This is a genomic window from Pedobacter sp. R20-19 (assembly GCF_000708265.2).
Classification (GTDB): Bacteria; Bacteroidota; Bacteroidia; order Sphingobacteriales; family Sphingobacteriaceae; genus Pedobacter.
Genome location: NZ_JCKI01000008.1, coordinates 306,445 through 327,916, shown reverse-complemented (window position 1 = coordinate 327,916; position 21,472 = coordinate 306,445). Strand labels below are relative to the sequence as shown.

General features: G+C 35.9%; 16 protein-coding genes. 2 read left to right on the top strand and 14 right to left on the bottom strand.

Annotated features, from left to right (window positions below):
- Positions 1–3 precede the first annotated feature (3 nt).
- The 6 genes from ettA to AN34_RS18280 form a co-directional block, all read right to left on the bottom strand.
- Positions 4–1,683, bottom strand: coding sequence for an energy-dependent translational throttle protein EttA (gene ettA, locus AN34_RS18305; protein ID WP_029287847.1), 1,680 nt, complete (start codon positions 1,681–1,683; stop codon positions 4–6).
- 440 nt (positions 1,684–2,123) lie between these two features.
- Positions 2,124–2,693 (bottom strand): glycoside hydrolase family 108 protein, encoded by a 570-nt coding sequence (locus tag AN34_RS18300; RefSeq protein WP_029287845.1) that lies wholly within the window; start codon positions 2,691–2,693, stop codon positions 2,124–2,126.
- A gap of 306 nt (positions 2,694–2,999) precedes the next feature.
- A complete protein-coding gene (locus AN34_RS18295; protein WP_029287843.1) occupies positions 3,000–3,998 on the bottom strand; it encodes a phytanoyl-CoA dioxygenase family protein in 999 nt (332 codons plus the stop codon).
- 2 nt (positions 3,999–4,000) lie between these two features.
- Positions 4,001–5,197, bottom strand: coding sequence for an aspartyl/asparaginyl beta-hydroxylase domain-containing protein (locus AN34_RS18290; RefSeq protein WP_051666712.1), 1,197 nt, complete (start codon positions 5,195–5,197; stop codon positions 4,001–4,003).
- 217 nt (positions 5,198–5,414) lie between these two features.
- Positions 5,415–6,938 carry a DUF4394 domain-containing protein gene (locus AN34_RS18285; RefSeq protein ID WP_029287841.1) on the bottom strand — a complete coding sequence of 508 codons (1,524 nt, stop codon included), beginning with the start codon at positions 6,936–6,938 and terminating at the stop codon, positions 5,415–5,417.
- Between the two features lie 55 nt (positions 6,939–6,993).
- Complete coding sequence (locus AN34_RS18280) at positions 6,994–7,314, bottom strand: hypothetical protein (RefSeq protein ID WP_029287838.1); 321 nt, start codon at positions 7,312–7,314, stop codon at positions 6,994–6,996.
- 588 nt (positions 7,315–7,902) lie between these two features.
- On the opposite strand from AN34_RS18280, the gene AN34_RS18275 reads away from it, so the two are divergent.
- Together AN34_RS18275 and AN34_RS21735 are read left to right on the top strand one after the other, a co-directional pair.
- Positions 7,903–10,455 (top strand): ATP-dependent Clp protease ATP-binding subunit, encoded by a 2,553-nt coding sequence (locus AN34_RS18275; protein ID WP_029287836.1) that lies wholly within the window; start codon positions 7,903–7,905, stop codon positions 10,453–10,455.
- Positions 10,456–11,046: 591 nt separating this feature from the next.
- A complete protein-coding gene (locus AN34_RS21735) occupies positions 11,047–11,436 on the top strand; it encodes a hypothetical protein (protein ID WP_157263355.1) in 390 nt (129 codons plus the stop codon).
- A 76-nt stretch (positions 11,437–11,512) separates the two neighbouring features.
- On the opposite strand, the gene AN34_RS18265 is transcribed toward AN34_RS21735, so the two are convergent.
- The 8 genes from AN34_RS18265 to AN34_RS18230 form a co-directional block, all read right to left on the bottom strand.
- A complete protein-coding gene (locus tag AN34_RS18265) occupies positions 11,513–12,385 on the bottom strand; it encodes a RimK family alpha-L-glutamate ligase (protein ID WP_029287831.1) in 873 nt (290 codons plus the stop codon).
- 37 nt (positions 12,386–12,422) lie between these two features.
- Positions 12,423–13,490, bottom strand: a complete 1,068-nt coding sequence (locus AN34_RS18260) for a PA0069 family radical SAM protein (RefSeq protein ID WP_029287828.1) — start codon at positions 13,488–13,490, stop codon at positions 12,423–12,425.
- Positions 13,491–13,559: 69 nt separating this feature from the next.
- Positions 13,560–14,792: a carboxypeptidase-like regulatory domain-containing protein gene (locus AN34_RS18255; RefSeq protein WP_029287826.1), complete on the bottom strand. Its 1,233-nt coding sequence runs from the start codon at positions 14,790–14,792 to the stop codon at positions 13,560–13,562.
- 68 nt (positions 14,793–14,860) lie between these two features.
- A complete protein-coding gene (locus AN34_RS18250; RefSeq protein WP_029287824.1) occupies positions 14,861–16,084 on the bottom strand; it encodes a carboxypeptidase-like regulatory domain-containing protein in 1,224 nt (407 codons plus the stop codon).
- 52 nt (positions 16,085–16,136) lie between these two features.
- Positions 16,137–17,789, bottom strand: a complete 1,653-nt coding sequence (gene recN / locus AN34_RS18245) for a DNA repair protein RecN (protein ID WP_029287822.1) — start codon at positions 17,787–17,789, stop codon at positions 16,137–16,139.
- Between the two features lie 96 nt (positions 17,790–17,885).
- On the bottom strand, positions 17,886–19,814 hold the full coding sequence (locus AN34_RS18240) for a M56 family metallopeptidase (protein ID WP_051666711.1): 1,929 nt from the start codon (positions 19,812–19,814) through the stop codon (positions 17,886–17,888).
- 103 nt (positions 19,815–19,917) lie between these two features.
- Complete coding sequence (locus AN34_RS18235; RefSeq protein ID WP_029287818.1) at positions 19,918–20,289, bottom strand: BlaI/MecI/CopY family transcriptional regulator; 372 nt, start codon at positions 20,287–20,289, stop codon at positions 19,918–19,920.
- A gap of 294 nt (positions 20,290–20,583) precedes the next feature.
- Positions 20,584–21,471: a DUF4835 family protein gene (locus tag AN34_RS18230; RefSeq protein ID WP_029287815.1), complete on the bottom strand. Its 888-nt coding sequence runs from the start codon at positions 21,469–21,471 to the stop codon at positions 20,584–20,586.
- Between the last annotated feature and the right edge of the window lies 1 nt (position 21,472).

The window sequence follows — 21,472 nt, the reverse complement described above, 5'->3', positions numbered from 1 at the left end:
CAATTAATCTAATTTTTTATATCTGATTCGTTTTGGCGTAACATCACCCAAGCGTTTTTTACGGTTTTCTTCATAATCAGAATAGTTTCCTTCAAAGAAATATACTTCTGAGTTACCTTCGAAGGCAAGGATGTGCGTACAAATTCTATCCAGAAACCATCTGTCGTGACTAATCACCACGGCGCAACCACCAAAATTTTCTAAAGCTTCTTCTAAAGCACGTAGTGTATTCACATCAATATCATTAGTTGGCTCATCCAGTAAAAGTACGTTTGCACCTTTTTTTAAGGTAATGGCTAAGTGAACACGATTTCGTTCACCACCAGATAATACCCCAACCTTTTTCTGTTGATCGCCACCATTAAAGTTGAATTTTGAAACATAAGCACGGCCATTTACGGCCTTTGTACCCAACTGAATATTATCCAACCCATCGGTAATATTTTCGTAAACTGTCTTGTCTGCATTTAAATCATTGTGCATCTGATCTACATAACCCAGTTCTACAGTTTCTCCTACACGGAAAGTTCCGGCATCAGCTTCTTCCTGACCTGTAATTAAACGAAACAGTGTGGTTTTACCAGCACCATTCGGGCCAATGATTCCTACAATTCCTGCTGGAGGTAGCGAGAAGTTGAGGTTATCAAATAAGATTTTATCGCCGTAGGCTTTGGTTACATTAGTCGCTTCAATTACAACGTTCCCTAAACGTGGGCCAGCTGGAATAAACAGTTCGAGTTTGTCTTCTCTTTCTTTGCCATCCTCAGAAGCTAATTTATCATAGTTTGCTAAACGGGCTTTAGATTTCGCATGGCGTGCTTTTGGTGCCATACGTACCCATTCCAACTCACGTTCTAGTGTTTTCTGACGCTTGCTTTCGGTTTTTTCTTCCTGAGATAAACGTTTGGCCTTTTGATCTAACCAGCTGCTGTAATTTCCTTTCCATGGTATACCTTCACCACGATCTAATTCCAGAATCCAACCTGCTACGTTATCTAAGAAATACCTATCGTGGGTTACCGCAATAACAGTTCCTTCGTAGTTTTGCAAGAACTGTTCTAACCAGTCGATACTTTCAGCATCCAGGTGATTGGTTGGCTCATCCAATAAGAGTACATCAGGTTTTTGTAACAATAAACGGCACATGGCCACCCGGCGGCGTTCACCGCCAGAAAGTACACCAATTTTAGTTTCAGGATCTGGACAACGTAATGCATCCATTGCTCTTTCCAATTTAGAATCAAGCTCCCACGCACCCATTGCGTCAATTTTATCCTGTAGTTCACCTTGTCTGGCCATGAGTTTATCCATCGCATCAGGATCAGAATAGTTTTCTTCCAATCCGAAAGCCTCATTAACCTCTTCGTATTCTTTTAAAGTGGCAATTACGTTCGCAACACCTTCTTCAACTATTTCACGAACGGTTTTTTCTGGATCTAGTATCGGCTCCTGAGCCAAATAACCAACCGAATAACCCGGAGAGAAAACCACTTCACCTTGGTATGATTTATCAAGGCCTGCAATAATTTTTAGTAAGGATGATTTACCGGAACCGTTTAAACCGATTACTCCGATTTTTGCACCGTAGAAGAAGGAGAGATAGATATTTTTTAAAACCTGTTTTTGTGGAGGGTAAATTTTATTTACTCCCGCCATAGAAAAGATTATTTTTTCGTCAGACATATATATTCTTGTATTAGAGTGTTTAAAAGCTAATTTGTTTTTTTCAGGAAATTTTAACCAATAAGTTTGATCATCATTCTGAAACGAAAACGGGTGCTGAAACCGGGTACAAAGATAGAAACAACGAGACCATAACAAAATGGTTTGTTAAGTATATCTATTGTTACCTATTGGTTAATGGTGCTTGACTACTTCTAGCATGCATTATTATAGCTCTTATGTGCTTTCGAAAAACATACATTTTGATAATAGTGGCTTGTGGTTATCCTTTTGGCCAAAAGAAATATCAGCTTATTATTGTTGTTACGGTAATATGCATAGGCACAATGAAGAGGCAAACAAAACTTTCGATTTGATCATTTCCTTTAAGCCTGTTACAAGCCTTATAATGATTAGGGAATAACAGGCTCGAAATTCTTTTGCAATAAATATTACACTAATTATGGCAATTGCGGGTTGAATGGGGTTAAACGGCTAAACCAAGAATTTCGAAACTGTTCCTGAGTAGGGTGTTGTTTGATGATATTGATATAACGTTGTTTTCTCAGTGATATAACCTGATTATAAACTTCTTCTTGCGGGAGGCCATTTACCGCAGCGAGGGTTTCCGGACCAATTCTGCCATCAACTGTAAGTTTATCTGGAATGATATTATTTACTGCCTGCTGTAAAGTACGTGTAGCGATACCAACGCCCATATTTACAGCCGTATCAAATAGCTGGTTAGCCAACTGTTGCCCGTTTAAATGATCCAGGCTAATGGTATCCCAGAAATTCTGTTTGTAAAAAGCTTGTACCTGAGCTTGTAATTCATTATTCGCTGCAAGCGTAGTATTGATGTTTTGTGGATGGGTTGAAATAGCTTGATCTACCGCAGTCCAACCCTCCCAGTTTGGCCAGTAGTTTTTTGCAATGCCTTTGTAGGTTTCACCGCCACTATCAGCGGGGTTATTTGCATAACCACCTTCGTTACCCATTGTAATTTGAAATGCTGAATTGAAAATTGCCATATGTAGATATCATTAAGTTTAACTTTTATTATCCATACGTCAATGCTCCTGATACATCACCAAATGATGACTATAATCAAAAATTAAAGATTGTTGAGAGCGTTAACGACCTGTTTTTAAAAATGAGGATTTGAAAATCCCTATTCAATAAATTTTCATTTATGCCAGGTGATTCAAATATAACCTTTCATTTTTAGTAAAAAATAAAAGGGTAAGAAAAATTTTATGAGTGAAACCTTTGGTAACTTATCAATAATGAAAGTTAATTTTGATGTTTTAATTGATAACAACAAAACGAAAAATATTCTAATATTTTAAATCAGCCGGTTGATAGTTAATGTACTGAACAAAGCGGGGCTTTAATGACGTATTTGGGCGGCTTCCATGAGGCAAAGCCTGATGCCAGATAATAAAATCTCCTGCATTTGCAGCAATAGGCAAACTGCCGAGGGCATGCAGGTTTTCTGTTCTTGGGTTGGTGCCTTCAGGAAGGGAGAGAAGCCACTCCGTAATACGGTTATGAAAACCTGGAACTAATGTAAAAGCGCCTTGGTCTGGTGCAGTGTCAACCAGATAAAGTATACCCTGTAGATTAAAGGGAATAGGCTGATCCAGATTACAATCCCAATGTAAGTCGGGGCCAGGAAATTTCCAGGTATCGGTTTCCGGAGGGTTAAAACCCACCCGGTCTGTACTTACCCAAAGATCAGAGCGTTGCCATAATTGTTCATAAGCCATTCTAATAAATGCTGACTGCCTGTTCTTTTGTAATAGTGGATGCTGAAATAACTGTACCATAATACCTTGGCGTGAAGTATGAGGCCCATACCAGGTATTAGCATCATTGAGTTTAATATTCAGAAAATCACAAATCACATCAACAGTGGCTTCGCAGTCTGCTTCAGGAACAGCATTTTTAAGAACTAAATAACCATTTTCTTCCCAAAAGGCAATCTCCTCATTGCTAAGTACGGTTGGTATGGATTGGTTAATTGCAGGGATATTATTCAGTAAACTATTAAACTGATGAACTTGCTCTAATGGCGGGATGCCAGAAGTAGCAAGGATCCATTTTTCAAATTCTTCAAATGCGGGAGCATACTGAAATACATAGGTTAGCGTTTGTTCAAGGCCAAGGCCCAACACACTTAATAAAGTCTTATCCAGTTGCCACTCTTGTTCCCATATCCCTTCATTAAGCTGGTTTGTTCTCTTCAGCATTACCTTGCTCCAAAAACGCTTCAAATGCATCAGGCCTAAAGAGCTGGTTTGTATTGATGGTGATAATGTAAAGTCTGTAGTCATCTTTATTCTTCTATTGTATCACTGGTATACCTATTTTGTCTACAAGTCCAGTTCACCATTTTAGGAAATGATAAATTTGTATGATGATCTGGTGGATAGGTCATCCCATTCCATTGCAGCAGGGGAACACCGAAAAACCTACCTTGGGCAAAGTTCTCAGTAAGGCTTTGGCCGCCTCCTTTGTATCCGTTATCATGAAACACAAGGTTAGGATCAATGTCAAGATGTACGGTTGCAGCATATGACCATGCAATAGCCATTAGTTCACCACCTTCATTCAAATTATCATTCGGTAAAGCATCACTCATATTCATGCGTATTTCTGATGGCATGCAAGCAAGATGTCCCGCTTCATGTAAAATATCACCTGGGTATAGCAGTTTTTCAGTGTCAACAATTAATACCCCATTTCTGAGTTTAATACCAGGCAAAAAGGTCTCTTCAGTTATTTTTTCTAATTGGTAATGCAAACCTATCTCAGAAATAAAATCAAGAAGTTTCGCAATCAACAGATTATTGTTTAATTCCTTTTCCATCTGATTTGCCAATTCATTTGAAGAAGTTGTATTTGCCATTCTAAGGCTTGTAACGATCTGGTTTGTAGCATCCGGATCCTTTTTTATAAAAATTGTTTTCTTCTCGCCTTCAATAATCACTTTCGTTAACCAGTCATTCACCTTACAGTCAATCACCAGGTGTATTCTGTCAGTCTTGCCTTTGTTAGTTACACGATGTTTTATATTGGCATTGATGTACCAGCAGTCACCTTCGTTCATCACAACACGGTCTTCATCTACATAAAACTCAACATCCGGATTGGTAAATATGGGGATATGTAAGCGGGCCTCGCCCTGTTCAAAGGCAAGTTCTATGTCTCGGTGTGCTTTTATGATTGATCCCGCCTGTAGGTTGAGCAGCCGAACAGAAAATATTTCGCATTTAAGCTTTTCTAATAATATGCAAGTTTGCGGAAGCGTATTTAATAATGCGGTATTTTCAAAATGCTTGTGGCTAAGAAGGTCAGCAAAGGGGTTATCACTATTTCCACCGGGGGTACGCAAAGGCAAAACATGCCAATTGCCAGTATAATCGGCAGTGTTGTAGTGAGGCATCCATTTATTGCCCGTTAATAGATCGTTCAATTCATTCTGTAGCAAATGAACGTTAATGTTGAGGTTTAATTTAGAGAAGCAAATCATGACACTTGCAAATTAATGAAATTATTTAATACCAATATAACTGTTGCGCCAGATAAAAATAGTGATAAAGCCTTTATAGGAATTTCAAAAGCAAGAAAAGATACTTTTAATCCATACTCTTCATGCAGATAATAGCACAGTCATCATTAAACCATAAAATTGAAAATGGCCACGATATTTAACCGTGGCCATTTTACTTCAACTTATTGTGCTTGATTTAAAAACCTAAACCCAAGGCAAAACTCCTTGCTGAGTTGGCAATTGTAGCGCCAGCTGTAGCAACACCGGTTGTTAAGTTTATGTTATAGATTTTCTGTACGCCACCAACGGTAAATAAGCCATAAGCCATGCCGCTGGTTCCGCCAATATCAAAACCATTATTAGATTCTACATTAATGCCTAAAGCGCCAATCTCAACTAAAGTGCCCAAATTGGGGTTATCTTGCCGAACCAGTTTATCCGTATTTGAATCAATATCAAATAGCACGGTACTGGTTGCTCCAGCAAAATTATTGGTATAAGCTGCACCAGTGATGCCCGTAGATGCAGGGTTAAGATTTCCATCAGGAATAACACTACCGTCAAGTGGATTAAACCTTAAATTCTGGCCCGTATTACTTACAATCCTGATTCTGTCTACAGTAGGATTAAAATCAAATCCAAACTGTGTTCCAGCCAGTAAAGTAGAAAGGGGAGTAGTGCCCACTATTGTTGCAGCACCGTTGGATGTATTTAGCGTATAAATACGGCTACTGCTTCCCAATGCATAAAGCTGTCCGTTCAGCGGACGAAAATCAACACCTAAAATACTTTCACCAGCCTGAATCCCACTTATGTTTTTAACGCTGATGGCAGGAGTTGTAGCCAATGGGTTGAAAATTAATAATTCATTATTATTTGATACTGCATAAGCTACCGTTTCTGTGGGAATGGCCAAACCTGTGATGTTAAGTGGTAAATTGCCTACTTTGGCTGCTTTACCAGAATTGGTATCTATAGTATACAATCCTGAAACACCACCTACACTTAATGCAGCGATTGCTGCAGTACCATCTGGATTGATGTCGAAACCACCCATTTCATCAACATCAAATCCAAGGCTACCCACTTCCACTAATTTCCCATCATTAGGTGGATCTTGTTTATATAATTTATCTGTTGCGGCATCAATATCGAAAAGTACGGTTGTGGTGGCACCAGCCTTATTTTGTGTATAAGCTACAGAAGAAACTTTTGCATTGGTAACACCATTGATAGCGCCATCTGCTGCGGCAACCGTACCTGTTTCAGGATTTAAACGAAGATTTTGCCCCGAATTGGTCACTACCCTTATGCGGTCTACTGTTGGATTAAAATCAAAACCAGCCATAGTTCCGGTCAATGCTGGAGAAAATGGCGCTGAAGAGATGGATCTCGCTACGCCCGTTTTTTGATCAATAACGTATAAACGACTGGTACTTCCTAAGCCATAAAGTTGTCCGGTAGCCGGGCGAAAATCAATCCCTAAAAGGCTTTCACCGTTTTGCAAGCCTGAAATATTAAAGGTAGAAATAATAGTGGCAGAATTTTTAGTATTAATGAAGTGTAATTTACTATCTGCGGTTAGCGCATAAAAGTTAACATCTGGTCCGGGAGTAAATACTTCTTCATTCACATTTCTGTCTTTCTTACAAGCTGTGAATACAATAGGCGTCATTATAGCACATAGGGCTACAACGATTAAATGTTTAATTTTAATCATGTTTTTTAATGTTTAATAAAGGAATAATTTTTTTAAAAGATGGAAGCAGGTACTGCTATTTAGGAGGTTGTTCAGGAATCTGAACATGGCAATGAACTAAATTAAATCTGCCAGAGAATTGGCCTTTCTCTGAGTTATGAAAATAACCAAAGTCAAAGTTATTAATGCCTGTAAATAATAAGTCAGCAGGTTTATCCTTCTCCTCCAGTTGATTTTGCTTTTCAGAAGACTCAGATTTTTCAGAATCATCATTTGCATCACTTTTATAAATCTCTTTAGAAATTTTCACCAAAGGCATAGCACTTATAAAAATTCTGCCTGTAAAAACAGTAAGCAAAATCAATATAATGAAAAACCTTTGGTAAAGTAAAGTCATATAAACAGCAATTTTTTCCGATTTGAAAGCATTTACGTAAATACCATAGAATCAGTTTTAAATTATTTTGGCAGATCTTTGAAAATGATTGAAAACAGGTTAATAAGTAATCGGTCAAATGAAATTGCTTTTGCAAAACAAATTCATTTTAAATAAGGTTATTCTACATAGATATATAGTTTTAGAGGGATTTTAAATTCAAAAAATAATTTTGGCGATTATTTGTAAAAGGATGTCATAACGCTTTGTTTTTCTGTCAAAACTTGTAAATTGCATGAGTTAAATGAAACAATTTGTCAGTTTTGCCTATCGAAAAAATCCTTACACTAAACCGACAAAGATTTTATGGTAAGGAAGTACTCCATTTAAAAGTACTTTTAAAACCTTTTAAACAGATATTACGTAGATACATATCAAATAAGCCTCCTGGAGGCAACAATATTCTTACATAAATTTTAGGTTTCGCATTAGTTTAAAACGCTGTTTATCTACCCACATGGCGCAATTGTTGATAAAATAAAGAAAACGGCACCATCTCTTTTATAATTAATTTTATAGTTTAGGGACGTAGCTGTTAAGAAAGGTATTATGGAAGCAAAATTTTCACCGCAGGTTAAAGATGTAATCTCTTTTAGTAGGGAGGAAGCGCTCCGTTTAGGGCACGATTACATTGGAACCGAGCATTTATTATTGGGCCTCATCCGCGAAGGCGATGGTATGGCTATTAAAATTTTAAGGTCGTTAGGAGTTGATACAGGTAAATTGCGCCGCTCAATTGAAGATGCTGTTCGCGGTACTTCGAGTGTTACCGTAAATTTAGGTAACATTCCTTTAACAAAACAGGCAGAAAAAGTTTTAAAAATTACTTATTTAGAAGCTAAAATATTCAAAAGCGATTTAATTGGTACCGAACATTTGTTATTGTCGGTTTTGAGAGATGATGATAATATTGCCTCACAAATCTTACTACAATATGGTGTTACCTATGATGTTTTTAAACAGGAGGTTGAAGTGAATAAAAATGGTTTCAGAGATGACATCTCAAACAGTGCCTCTACCGGAGGAGATGATGATTATCGTGAAGAAGAAAGTTTTAGTACACCTAAAAAAGTTTCAGATATCAAATCTAAAACGCCGGTTCTGGATAACTTCGGTCGTGATTTAACCAAGGCTGCAGAAGAAGGTCGTTTAGATCCAATTGTTGGCCGTGAGAAAGAAATCGAAAGGGTATCACAAATTCTATCCCGTAGAAAAAAGAACAACCCAATTTTAATTGGAGAACCGGGTGTGGGTAAATCAGCTATTGCAGAAGGTTTAGCCTTACGTATTGTTCAACGTAAAGTATCGCGTGTACTTTTTGGTAAACGGGTAGTTACACTTGATTTGGCATCTTTAGTGGCTGGTACAAAATATCGTGGTCAGTTTGAAGAACGGATGAAGGCCGTTATGAATGAGCTGGAAAAGTCTACAGATGTCATCCTTTTTATTGATGAGATCCATACGATTGTAGGGGCTGGCGGTGCATCTGGTTCACTTGATGCTTCAAATATGTTTAAACCTGCTTTAGCAAGAGGGGAAATTCAATGTATTGGTGCTACCACTTTAGATGAATATCGCCAGTATATTGAGAAAGATGGTGCATTAGATCGTCGTTTCCAGAAAGTAATGGTTGAGCCAGCTACTCCTGATGAAACTGTTGAAATTTTAACCAGAATTAAAGACAAATATGAAGAACACCATGGTGTTACTTATACAGACGAAGCGATTTTAGCTTGCGTTACTTTAACGAGCCGTTATATTTCTGATCGTTTTTTACCTGATAAAGCAATCGATGCTTTAGACGAAGCAGGTTCGAGAGTGCATTTAACCAATATTCATGTACCTCAGAACATTATTGATATCGAAGCTAAAATTGAAGATATCAAATTAGAGAAAAACAAAGTTGTTCGCAGTCAGAAGTATGAAGAAGCTGCAAAACTTCGTGATACAGAGAAAAATCTGATTGAAGAATTAGATAAAGCCAAAGCGGAATGGGAAGCTGAAACTAAAACTAAACGTTACGAGGTTTCAGAAGATAATGTAGCTGAGGTTGTAGCTATGATGACTGGTATTCCGGTACAACGTGTTGGACAGACTGATAGCCAAAAGCTCTTAAACATGTACGATAAAGTTGCTGAGAAAATTATAGGTCAGGATGATGCCATTAAAAAATTAACCAAAGCCATTCAACGCACAAGGGCTGGGTTAAAAGATCCTAAAAAGCCAATTGGTTCCTTTATTTTCTTAGGTCCAACCGGAGTAGGTAAAACAGAATTGGCTAAAGAACTTGCTCGTTTTATGTTTGATAGTGATGATTCACTAATTCAAATTGATATGAGTGAATACATGGAGAAATTTGCTGTATCACGCTTAGTGGGAGCGCCTCCGGGCTATGTGGGTTATGAAGAAGGTGGACAATTAACCGAGAAAGTTAGAAGAAAACCTTATGCAGTAATTTTACTAGATGAGATTGAAAAAGCACATCCCGATGTATTTAACATCTTATTACAGGTTTTAGATGAAGGCCAGTTAACAGATAGTTTAGGTCGCAAAGTTGATTTTAGAAATACCATCATCATCATGACTTCAAACATTGGTGCCCGTCAGTTAAAAGATTTCGGTCAGGGTGTTGGTTTCTCAACGTCAGCAAAAACAAATCAGGCAGAATCTCATAGTCGTGGTGTAATTGAAAGTGCTTTAAAACGTGCTTTTGCGCCAGAATTTTTAAACCGTGTAGATGATGTAGTGGTGTTTAATAGTTTAGGTAAGGATGAAATTTTCAGAATTATTGATATTGAACTAAAAGCTTTATTCGGTAGAGTTCACACTTTAGGTTATGAAATTGCATTAACAGAAAATGCAAAAGATTACATTGCTGATAAAGGTTTTGATAGTAATTTTGGTGCCCGTCCTTTAAAACGTGCCATTCAAAAATACCTGGAAGATCCAATTGCGGAAGAAATTCTTAAAGGTGAATTAACGGAAGGTGATACATTGGAAATTGATTATGATAAAACCACAGAATTAATTTCAGTCAATCATAAAAAAGGCGAAAAGAAAAAAGAAGAGCCTAAAAAAGAAGAAGATTCTTCAAGCAAATAATTTTAAAACTCCTGATGAAAATCAGGAGTTTTTTTATTTCTATATGTGCTAATATGATTAGTGATTTGATTAAAAATCATCTTATTAAATAATTAAGCTAAATATCCTACTATTAACAGAAGAATAATTTCTATCTGGATACCTCAATCTCCTATCGCAAGCTCTATTTTAATTATATAACATGGATAATATTGTAGAATTATAATGTCTATTCATTTTTATATTTGTAGTAATATTAAATGTAATAAGAGGTGATATGAGGTACTTATTGATCTATATCAATATGAATTGATCAAACTTATAAACAATGTGTATTATTTATCATACAAAATTAATTGTTTTGTTGATTTTTAAATTTATATTTGTGACATGAGAACCACATATGCTCTTTTGCTCATATTTTTATTCACAACGTCAATAAATTTAAAAGCACAAAGTAATCTTTCCGTTGCCAGCAGCAACAGCTACGTTTCTATTCAGAAACTTGCAGATACACGAATAAACTTTAATAAATCCCTGATTAAATCACGTACAATTAAAACAGCGATTTTACCTCAGCCGAAATATATTTTTAATCAAAAAGGTTCGCATATGATTAATATAGAAGGTTTAAATTTTATTGTACAGGATAAAACTATTGTAGGTATACAAGAAGTAATTTTATCAAAAGCAGCGCTAAACATGATTAATGAGCGTTTGATGGTATTAGATAAGATGCAATTTGCTTACTGTGAGCGTTCTAATCAAGAGTATTTAGCTGGCGAAAAGAACACTTCTTTAGCGTTTAATAACGACCGTCAGTTTTTCTCCGTATTGAAAAACATAAAAAATACCATTAGCGAGATTAATAAATTTTCAAAGGATGACCAAAATGCAGCATCAATTGAATTAAGCTTAACAAAGTGGAAGCAACCGAAAATAGACTGGGATTTCTACTGCCAGATTCTAGAAAAGGAGACGAAAACTCAGTTAAGTAAATAATTCCAGTACAGAAGCTAGATAGCGCCATAGCATCTTTCTAATGCATGTTGCTAACAGTAATTTTCTAACACCTTACTTAAATTAATTCTTTCAAAGCGTTGTAATATCTATCGTAGTTTTGAGGATCGGTATTTAAAAACAGAAACGGTTCAATCAATTCCAGCTCCATTAGCAAAAACTTATTGTTTACAAAAGTTCCGTCTACACGTGCATAAAGACAATTTTTTGCGAAAACTTTTACGTATTCTGACACTGTAGCAATCATTTCTTCATTGGGATTTTGTGCATGAATGGAACCCCCATGTGCAGGTTGGACCCTAAAGTCACCTGCTTTTGCTTTTTTTATCAAGCTATGGCTATAAACGCCATTAAAGAAAATGAATGACCACTCCCCATTTTCAATGATTTCTTTTAAAAAGGGCTGAACAATAAAGTTTTCCTTTTGAATTAAACGATGGAGTTCCTTATTTATCACCTCCACATTGTTTGCTGTAATACTAAATGTATTTTTTGCCCCGCCGCTAACACAAGGTTTTACGATTAACCTATCCGTATTAAAAATGCTGAAAAAATCTTTTAGATTTATTTGTGTATCCTTACTCACAAATACGCAGGGTGTAATCGCTAGCTCCGCATTTTCTACTTCTTTTAAATATTGTTTATCGGTATTCCATCTAACAATATCTATCGGATTGAGCAATTTTACTTTTTTCTCTTCCAGATGATTGAGCCAGGTATGGAAATCATTAATTAAATCAAAATAATCCCAAGGAGATTTTAATATAGCCAATTGGTAATTTTCCCAATTTATTTGACGATCATTCCAGATTACCAGTTCAATATTTAAACCTTTAGCCTGAAGAAAAATTAAAAGGCGTTCATCTTCGGTCTCAACGGTTTGACTATCGTAAGCCCCTTTATCCTGATAGGTTACCAATGCAATATTCATTTTCAAAACTAAACTTATATCCTTAAACGGCAAAAAATTAAAATAAAGACATTTGATCGCTGGGTACTTTAAATAGCGAATGATCAAGAATAATTTCATTGGTGTTGAGACCGTTTAACCTGCAATGTAGTTTGAAACTGTCTTTGATCATTTTTGCAATATTTCCATCTCCGCGCATCCGATCGCCAAATCTACTATCATTTACATTACCGCCGTGGCAACTTTGGATCATGTGCCAGACTTTCTCAAAACGATCTGGAAAATTTTTATGCAGCCAGTCTTCAAATATTTGGGCAATGGCACCATTCAATCTTACAATAGTATAACCAGCTTTAATCGCCCCAGCATCTGCTACAGATTTTAATATTTTCGGAATTTCATGATCACTCAATCCAGGAATAAGAGGCGCAACCATTACACCTACAGGTATGCCGACTTTGCTTAACTGTTCTACTACTTTAAAACGCTGTTTCGCTGTAGTGGTTCTCGGTTCCATCACTTGTCGCAGCTCTTCATTCAAACTGTTAATGGATACATACACCATGCATAAATTTTGCCGAGCCATTTCTTGCAAAATGTCCTGATCTCTTAAAATTAACGAATTTTTGGTAATCATGCCGATGGGTTGCTTATATTCCAAAGCAATTTCGAGCAGTTGTCTGGTTAGTTTAAACTTTCGTTCAGCCGGTTGATAACAATCTGTATTGCCAGATAATGAAATAGTAGATGCATCCCATCCTTTCTTTTCCAGAAATTTTTTGAAGAGGGCAGGAGCATCCTTTTTCACGATAATCTTCCTTTCAAACTCTAATCCTGCACTGTAACCCCAATATTGATGAGAATTACGAGCATAGCAATAAGTGCAGCCATGCTCACAGCCTTGATAGGGGTTTAGAGAATAAGCCATTCCAACATCAGGACTATCCACCTTATTGACAATCGTTTTAGAATTTTCAAATATGAATGAAGTTTTACGATCAGTTTCCTCCCAATCATCAATTCCTTCATCATGCTCTTTCACATAAACATCCTTTAAAAATTTGTTATGTGGATTAAGCTGAGCACCTCTACCCTTAAAATATTGTTTTTCTTCTTCATCAGCCATAATTTAAAATTACTAAAAATATTAGTAATTCAGCCCTTATGTGGATAAAATGTTAGTGATTTAAAGAAGCTACTTTTGCAGTGGAATATAATCCATTGGTACCATATCCGCTACTTTCTCATAGGCCCAATAACCTTCAAATAGCAAAGATCTGGAATCGTAAATGCCACCATTCTCGTAAAAACGTACTCCTTCTCCCATCAAGTTCGCTACAGAAATTTCATTTTCAGGAACGTCAAGCGGTCTGAAAATCCAAAAACCGGTTTTGGAATAGGCTAGTGATTCTTTTTCTTTGGTGTATTGAATGAGCAGGGCATCTGTGTAACTGATGTATTTTAGGTTTTCATTAAAAGGATGTACTAAAGTATCTGTTAACACTTCTGCTCTTGAAAATTTATCAATAGTTTTAGGCATATCCCTTTGCTTGGTCCAGAAGGATAAAAGAGCCGTATCTATTTTACCAGCATTTTTTCTAATGCCTGTTTTTTCAGCAATCGTTTTTATCTTTTCCAGGTTGGTATTAATAACGTATTCGGGGTAGCGGTTCGGGTTTGGTATTTTTATCATTTTGTTAATGATAAAACCTTCTTCTTTAGTTTTGTTTGCATAGAGTGATCTAAAGAAATGTTGCGATGATCCATAATAAGCAATTTCTCTGGCAGCAATGTATTTTTTTCTTTTTGCTGCAGAAGCTTTAAGTTCTTCAAAAAAAGGATGGCCAGAATAATAAATAATATGTGTTCTGGAATTAAATTCGAAGTGATCAAGCATATATTTTAAACGATAACCCAAAGCTTTATTTTCTACGACCAAAAATTCGGTTGTTGATACGGTAAGCGTACTTTTGGTGATGTCGAAATCAACGTTTAAAACTTGAGGGTTTAATATTTTACATTGTAAAGCATTTGGCGTTTTCCCGATAAAAAATTCTTTAAATTGGTTAATGTATTTTTGACGGTTAGGATCAGCCCGAACGGTTACCTCATCAAGTTGTGCAACATTTTCTTTCAAAACCAGGTCTACCTGAACCGATTGATCAGAGATAATCACGCTTTTAGAGTAGGGAAGGTAACCTACAATCTGAACCAATAAATCATAACTTCCAGGTTTTAAATTTGTGAGTTTAAATCGCCCGTCATTATCTGCCACCGTTGCAATTTTATAGCCACTTAAATAGATGCTGGCACCAGGTAAGCCATCTTTATGATCTCTAACAATTCCACTAATCGAAAATGTGGTTTGAGCGATGACGTGGGTACAAGCAAAAAAGAATATAAGCGTTGTCAACAAGCTTTTGATCATAGAAGCGAATGTAAACAAAAGCGATAATATTGCCTATATCAGAAAACTATTTTAACATTTTTAACTATTTATGGTAAAGGTGGAAGATAATCCATCGGTACACTATCTGCAATCTTCTCCCATGCCCAATATCCTGCAAATAACATACTTCTGGTATTGTAAATGCCTCCATTTTCATAAAAATAAACAGGGCTAATTTGTAAAGTAACTGTAGAAATCTGGTCATCTCCCATGTCCATCGGTCTAGGTATCGATAAGCCAATACTGTTGCTAAACAGTGGATTTTCCTTCTCTTTAGTATAAGCAATAAATAGTTTGTCGGTGAAATTTATTTTCTTGATGCTTGAATTTACGGTTTTAACCAATGTATCCTGTAAGATATTTGCCCTGTTTAAAATTGCAATCTCAGCTGGTAGATTTTTTTTCCTCATCCAATACGTAAGTGAATCATCTTTGGCAAAGTAAAATGATTTTTCCATATTAAGTTTCTTTTTCGTCAGGCGTTTTATATTGGCCTGGATCAAACTATCTGGTGGTCTGTTCATATTAGGTTGCAGGATCATCTTATTAATTACAAATCCTTGTTCCGTAGCGCTGCCTTGATATAGTGATTTAAAAAAATGTTGTGGAGAACCTAGATAAGCAGTTAAACGTTTCTTTCCCCAACTCTTTTTCTGACGTGAAGTACCTTTTAAATCTTCATAATATGGAAAGCCTTCATAGTAAATGATGTGTGATTTACTGTCAAACTGAAAGAGATTTAATAAATATTTTATATTATAACCCAACGCTCTATTCTCAATGATTAAGAATTGATTGGTTTTAACCGTTAATACGGATTCATCCTTGTCATAATCAACAAGTAATACATTGGGATTAATTAATTTACATTGTTTAGCATTGGGCGTTGTACCAATAAAGAAATCCTTAAACATGTTGATATAATGTTCACGGTTTGGGTCTGGCTTGATGGTTACTTCAGCTAATTGTGTAAAACTTTCCTTTAATGTTAAATTAATGCTGATCGATTTATCTGCAATTACTATGTTTTTGTTCAATGTTGTAAAGCCAATTAATTGGACCAGCAGATCATAATTGCCTGGCTTTAATCTTAAACTGAACTTACCATCGTTACCAGAAACGGTCGCCATCTGATAACCACTTACGTAAATTCCTGCACCAGGAAGTGCTTCACCTTGTCCATCTGTGATAGTTCCCGATAAGGTAAACTGTTGACTAAAGCTAGTTAAGGATATAAAAAGTAAGAAAAGGAAAAGATAAGTCAATTTCATGTTTTAAAACTAATCTTTTAGTTTTAAAATAACAAATCTATGCGTCCTTAATTTATCCCAACAATTCTTTTGCGTTTTCTATTGCCGAAGATCCAGGGTTTTTTCCACTTAACATTTCGGCAATAATACCTACTCTTTCTTCTTGCTTCAGTTTTCTAATTCCGGTAGTGGTTTTTCCTTTCTCATCATTTTTATAAACAAAATAATGAGACTGGCCTTTTGCTGCAATTTGAGGTAAATGGGTGATGGAAATCACCTGCATATTCTCACCCAATGCTGATATTACTTCACCTACTTTTAAGGCTGTTTCACCCGAAATTCCGGTATCAATCTCATCAAAAATGATCGTCGGTAATGAGGTATGTTTGGCTAGTAAAGCTTTTATGGCAAGCATAAGACGAGAAAGTTCTCCACCAGATGCTACTTTGTTAACAGGTGCAGGTAACTGTCCGGCGTTAGCACTAAATAATAAGTTAATTTCATCGAGACCATCCTTATTTAATTCAGTCAGTTTCTCTTGATTAAGTACTAATTTTGCATTAGGCATCCCCACTTTTCTTAAAGTGCTACCTGTTTCCAGTTCTACTACTTTAATTGCTTTTTTACGGTTAGCACTTAATTGATCGGCTTTTTTGTTCAGCTCTTTTTTTAGCCCTTCAATCTGTTTTTGTAGCCCTTCAATATTTTCATCTGATGATAGAAGCTGATTAAGGTTGTTTTCCAGCTGCATTTGCATTTCTAATAATTCGGTATTGCTGGCTACCCGGTGTTTCTGCTGTAAAGAATAAAATAAGTCTAAACGCTGATTAATGATTTCTAAACGATCTACACTATGCAAGGTATTTTCTTCCATAGCAGAAAGCTCATCTGCAATATCTTTAATTTCAATAATGGAAGAACGCAGGCGCTCGAACAGGATGTTAATATTGGGGTCAAATTTCTCAATACTCTGTAATTGCAAAGAAGCTTCTTTCAGCATCTGCAAACCTGAAGGCTCTCCCTCATTTAATAGTCCGGCAGCTGTAAGTAAAGCCCTTTTAATCGTTTCTGCATGCGTGAGGCGCTCTAACTCTATTTCGAGTTCTTCCTGTTCCCCTTCTTTTAAGTTTGCCTGCTCCAGTTCGTTAAATAAGAATTGTTCATAATCTTGTCTGCTTCGAGCTTCAGCAGCGTCATTAATCAGGTTTTTTAATCGATTACTTTCCTGTTTTAATCGCTTGAAGCCATTTCGATATTCAAATAAAAGTGTTTGGTGGTTGGCAAGCGCATCTACAATAAGGAGCTGAAAATCTACATCATTAATTTCCTGTGTGGCATGCTGAGAATGAATATCAATCAGCCTTTCTCCAATTTGTTTTAATATAGAAAGATTAACAGGCGTATCGTTAATAAACGACCGTGTTTTTCCGTCAATTGATATTTCCCGGCGAAGAATTGTGTCATTTGAAAAATCAAGATCATTTTCTTCGAAAATTTCCAGTAATTTTTGATCTGCTAAAATAAAATTACCTTCTATTACACATTTTTTATCCTGACTGAAAAAGTACTTACTTTCTGCCCTTTGCCCTAAAATGAGTGAAACTGCACCTAAAATAATTGATTTTCCGGCACCTGTTTCTCCTGTGATAATGTTTAAGCCTTTATCAAATTCAATGTCGAGACTATCAATTAATGCGTAATTACGTATAGAAATTTTTTGTAGCATAACTACAGCGAAAATACTAAAAAGTTATTTCAAGCAAGCCATTCCAAACAAAAACAGCGAAGATTATTCTTCGCTGTTTTGCCATTGTTTGTTTAGTTAGTTGGTTTTAGGTTTTTCTGTTTTTTCCTTTTCTATTTTCGCTTTCAATTCCTTAAAATCTTTATCAAATTTTTCTTTCAACTTTTTATATTCTTCAGTCTGTTTTACTTTATTATTGGTTTGATCATCTAAGTAATATACTGAACCATTTGTAATCACCATGCTCCGGCCTTTGGTTAATGAATCAGCATTGATGCCTGGTAACTTGGGGAATCTTTTGGCATCCGGATACTTTGTTTGGTCCAGATCAGTTCCTAGGCTGAATATACTGGTACTCATTTTAGCCGCCATATCTTCACCCATTTTTTTCCACTTTTCTTGTGCTTCAGGTGATCCATATTCTTTCGCAATATCTTCACCAAATTTTTTCCACTTTGCCTGCTCCTCCGGAGAGTTCATTTTATGGGACATTTCTTCACCCATTTTTTTCCACTTTTCCTGCGCTTCAGGCGATCCGTATTCTTTTCGTACATCTTCTGCAAATTTTCTCCATTTTGCCTGTTCTTCAGGAGAATTCATTTTCTTTTGCATTTCATCACTCATCTTTTTCCATTTAGCTTTTGCCTGTGGAGAATTGTATTCACGGGCGATATCATCTCCAAATTTTTTCCACTTTTTCTGCGCTTCGGGTGATTGAAATTCTTTATATAATTTCGCTTTAAAAGTAGAATCACCGTAAGTAAATGTGCTATCCCTGTTTAAGCTGATTAAATTTCTAACACCTGCAAATTCATCAGCATAGATGCTTTTTTTCAGACTATCAGGTACCTCCTTTATTGAATTGTATTCAGTTCTTTTCCCATTCGCATCAACAGTTACAATTTTAATTTTACGCTTTTTGGTCGTATCCTGAGGCATTGTAATGCTTTCTATAGCCTTACTTAAGCTAGCCATTTGTGTTTTTATTACTTTGTTGATCTCTTTCTTTTTTTCGCTTGGGTTAATCCAGGCAATAGAGAATAGGCAGGCTATACCCAGTGTTAATGCTGCCATTTGTTGTTTGGCATTTAAATAATTTGTTTTCATATTGGTGATTCTTTTGATGCGTTGATACAAATTTTGATTTTGACCGGTGGCTGCCAAGGCATAAGCCGGACTTTTATTATCTTTAAGTAATTCAAGTTTAAGTAAGGCATGCGCATAATTTAAAGGCTTACCTGTTATTTTTACCACTAGATCATCGCAGGCATGTTCACGTTCAATATGAATAAACCTTCCAGCCACCCATACAAAAGGATTATAAAATAGGAGGGTTTCAATGGCTGTTTTAATCAGATTTAGCAAAAAATCATTCCTCCTGATATGAGAGAGTTCGTGAATTAAGATCGCTTCCACCTGATCATGATCCAATTGATTTACCAATGCAACCGGAAATAACACTACTGGTTTTAAATAGCCAATCACTAAAGGAACATTCACTATGGAGGATAAATCAAATCGGATATCTTTTTGAATCCCTAAAGAAGATTTTATATGTTGAAATATTAACTTCCAATCTTCCGGAATAGCGCTTAAACTTTCTTTTTTTAGTATAGAAAGCTGATAATATCCTTTTGCGATAATGAATAATTGAAATAGGATGCCGATGATGTAAAGAACAACGATTATTGGAAAGTAATGCTCTACTTTACTGGTGAAGCTTTGAGGCAAATCATTTAAATATTGATTGAATTGTATTGGCTGAACCTGGCCAACTGTATGGTGGTTTGGTTTATTGAGCATGAGTTGTTCACCCAAATTATAACTAAAGGAAATAAACATTAAAATCACAGAAAAGAAAGCAATGTTATGTCTGTGTTTCGATGGCAACTTCGGTAAAGTTAACATCACAACTAATAGTATACCATAAATGATGGCACTTTGCCAAAGTGAATTTAAAATGCTCCAGCCAAATGCTTTGATAAATTGTTGTACTAATGGTTCCATATGAATGGTTTATTTAAACAAATAATAATCTTGATTATAATTCAGTTGTTGTCACTAATGACTAATGACTAATGACTAATGACTAATGACTAATGACTAATGACTACTTCATACTGTCCAGATATTTTTTAATCTCATCAATTTCATCGGCACTTGCTTTATGATTACCCAATGCTTGCATAACCAAGCGTGCGGCTGATCCATTAAAAACGTTGTTAATCATTTTGCTTACCAAATGCTTTTCTGTTTTATCCTGGTTAACCAAAGCTTTATAAATATGTGTCTTCTGGTTCGTATCCCTTTCTACCAGGCCTTTTTCATGCATGATCTGCATCAACTTTAATGTGGTAGTATAACCAGAATCTTTTTTATTTAGCGCTTCATGCACTTCTCTTACTGTTGCCCGGCCATTTTGCCACAACACTTGAAGAATTTCCATTTCGCCTTCAGTTGGTTTGATATTATTATTAATCATATGTTACAAGATATACGAATTATTTCGTATTCAAATCTACGAATATATTCGTATTAAAAAAATATTTTTTAATTATTTGTGAAGTTTAGTAAAAAAACGAATTAAGTTAATGCTGAGCGCTTTTGTGCTAGAGGTCAACAGTATTATGATCAAGCTTAAATCCGCTATTTTGGTTGTAATGATGAAACGAATTATAGAAGATGGGGATGGAGATGTTTTTTGAATTGGGTACAGTTTTATTTAACTTTTATACAGTGGTTATATCTTGCCTCAACTCAAGATAGCTATTATAGCTTATTGTTTTAAACCTTCATATTTTCCAATATTAGCCGGATCTATTTCTGCTAGCATATTATAGGCTTTTAAGCGTTCTTGCATATTTAATTTGGCAAGTACATTTGTAACTTCCTCTGCTTTGGAAGCAAAGTATACATTAGGGAAAATTGAACCTAACTTTTGTTTATCCATTTGCTGCAAAGCAGGCAGGGCGGCAACAATTGCGGTGAGGCCCTTATCATTATCGGTTAATTGGTCCAAACCATTCAGGTGATAACTGTAGATAAACGCACGAAGTTCACTGAAAACGGGATTAAGTACATTTTCATTAAACCAGAATCTATTTCTTAAACCATCTGCTGCTTTCCATCCAGCATTACCCGAAGCTTGCGCCAGGTTAATAATATTCTGAGCTTTCTTAAAATAAGTGGTCCCACCCATACGGGCGAAACTATCTTTATCCAAACCAATAATGGTATAAGCATAATAGGATAGGAGTGCACTGATGTTGGAGATATAATTTTGGTCTGAAAAATCAATGGTAGCACCATCATTGTAGCTAAAATCGAAGTTTTTATCGCTCATATTTAATAGAGTACTATTATATGAGCTATTAAAAACAGGTCGGCTACTTTGGATTTGTGCTTCAGCGGTATATCCAGATCCACCATCCCATGAATTTATAGTGATCACAAAACTACAGTCGATCCGTTCGGTTGGTTTATAGTTCTCCGTGCTGAACTTATTATTATTTAGAAAATCACGGATGGTTCGTTGGAGTACATCTATGGTTGGTTTGCTGATATTAGAAACCTGTGGAGCTAAAATAGTCACTCTGGCATTTAATTCCTGGGCCTGTAATTTACCAAAGCCAGCCAATAACAATATCCATAGAATTTTCTTCATT

Excerpts from the sequence above, each read along its gene's own strand:
- ettA (WP_029287847.1), bottom strand. The coding sequence starts at position 1,683 with ATGTCTGACGAAAAAATAATCTTTTCTATGGCGGGAGTAAATAAAATT.
- AN34_RS18300 (WP_029287845.1), bottom strand. The coding sequence starts at position 2,693 with ATGGCAATTTTCAATTCAGCATTTCAAATTACAATGGGTAACGAAGGT.
- AN34_RS18295 (WP_029287843.1), bottom strand. The coding sequence starts at position 3,998 with ATGACTACAGACTTTACATTATCACCATCAATACAAACCAGCTCTTTA.
- AN34_RS18290 (WP_051666712.1), bottom strand. The coding sequence starts at position 5,197 with ATGATTTGCTTCTCTAAATTAAACCTCAACATTAACGTTCATTTGCTA.
- AN34_RS18285 (WP_029287841.1), bottom strand. The coding sequence starts at position 6,938 with ATGATTAAAATTAAACATTTAATCGTTGTAGCCCTATGTGCTATAATG.
- AN34_RS18280 (WP_029287838.1), bottom strand. The coding sequence starts at position 7,314 with ATGACTTTACTTTACCAAAGGTTTTTCATTATATTGATTTTGCTTACT.
- AN34_RS18275 (WP_029287836.1), top strand. The coding sequence starts at position 7,903 with ATGGAAGCAAAATTTTCACCGCAGGTTAAAGATGTAATCTCTTTTAGT.
- AN34_RS21735 (WP_157263355.1), top strand. The coding sequence starts at position 11,047 with ATGATTAATATAGAAGGTTTAAATTTTATTGTACAGGATAAAACTATT.
- AN34_RS18265 (WP_029287831.1), bottom strand. The coding sequence starts at position 12,385 with ATGAATATTGCATTGGTAACCTATCAGGATAAAGGGGCTTACGATAGT.
- AN34_RS18260 (WP_029287828.1), bottom strand. The coding sequence starts at position 13,490 with ATGGCTGATGAAGAAGAAAAACAATATTTTAAGGGTAGAGGTGCTCAG.
- AN34_RS18255 (WP_029287826.1), bottom strand. The coding sequence starts at position 14,792 with ATGATCAAAAGCTTGTTGACAACGCTTATATTCTTTTTTGCTTGTACC.
- AN34_RS18250 (WP_029287824.1), bottom strand. The coding sequence starts at position 16,084 with ATGAAATTGACTTATCTTTTCCTTTTCTTACTTTTTATATCCTTAACT.
- recN (WP_029287822.1), bottom strand. The coding sequence starts at position 17,789 with ATGCTACAAAAAATTTCTATACGTAATTACGCATTAATTGATAGTCTC.
- AN34_RS18240 (WP_051666711.1), bottom strand. The coding sequence starts at position 19,814 with ATGGAACCATTAGTACAACAATTTATCAAAGCATTTGGCTGGAGCATT.
- AN34_RS18235 (WP_029287818.1), bottom strand. The coding sequence starts at position 20,289 with ATGATTAATAATAATATCAAACCAACTGAAGGCGAAATGGAAATTCTT.
- AN34_RS18230 (WP_029287815.1), bottom strand. The coding sequence starts at position 21,471 with ATGAAGAAAATTCTATGGATATTGTTATTGGCTGGCTTTGGTAAATTA.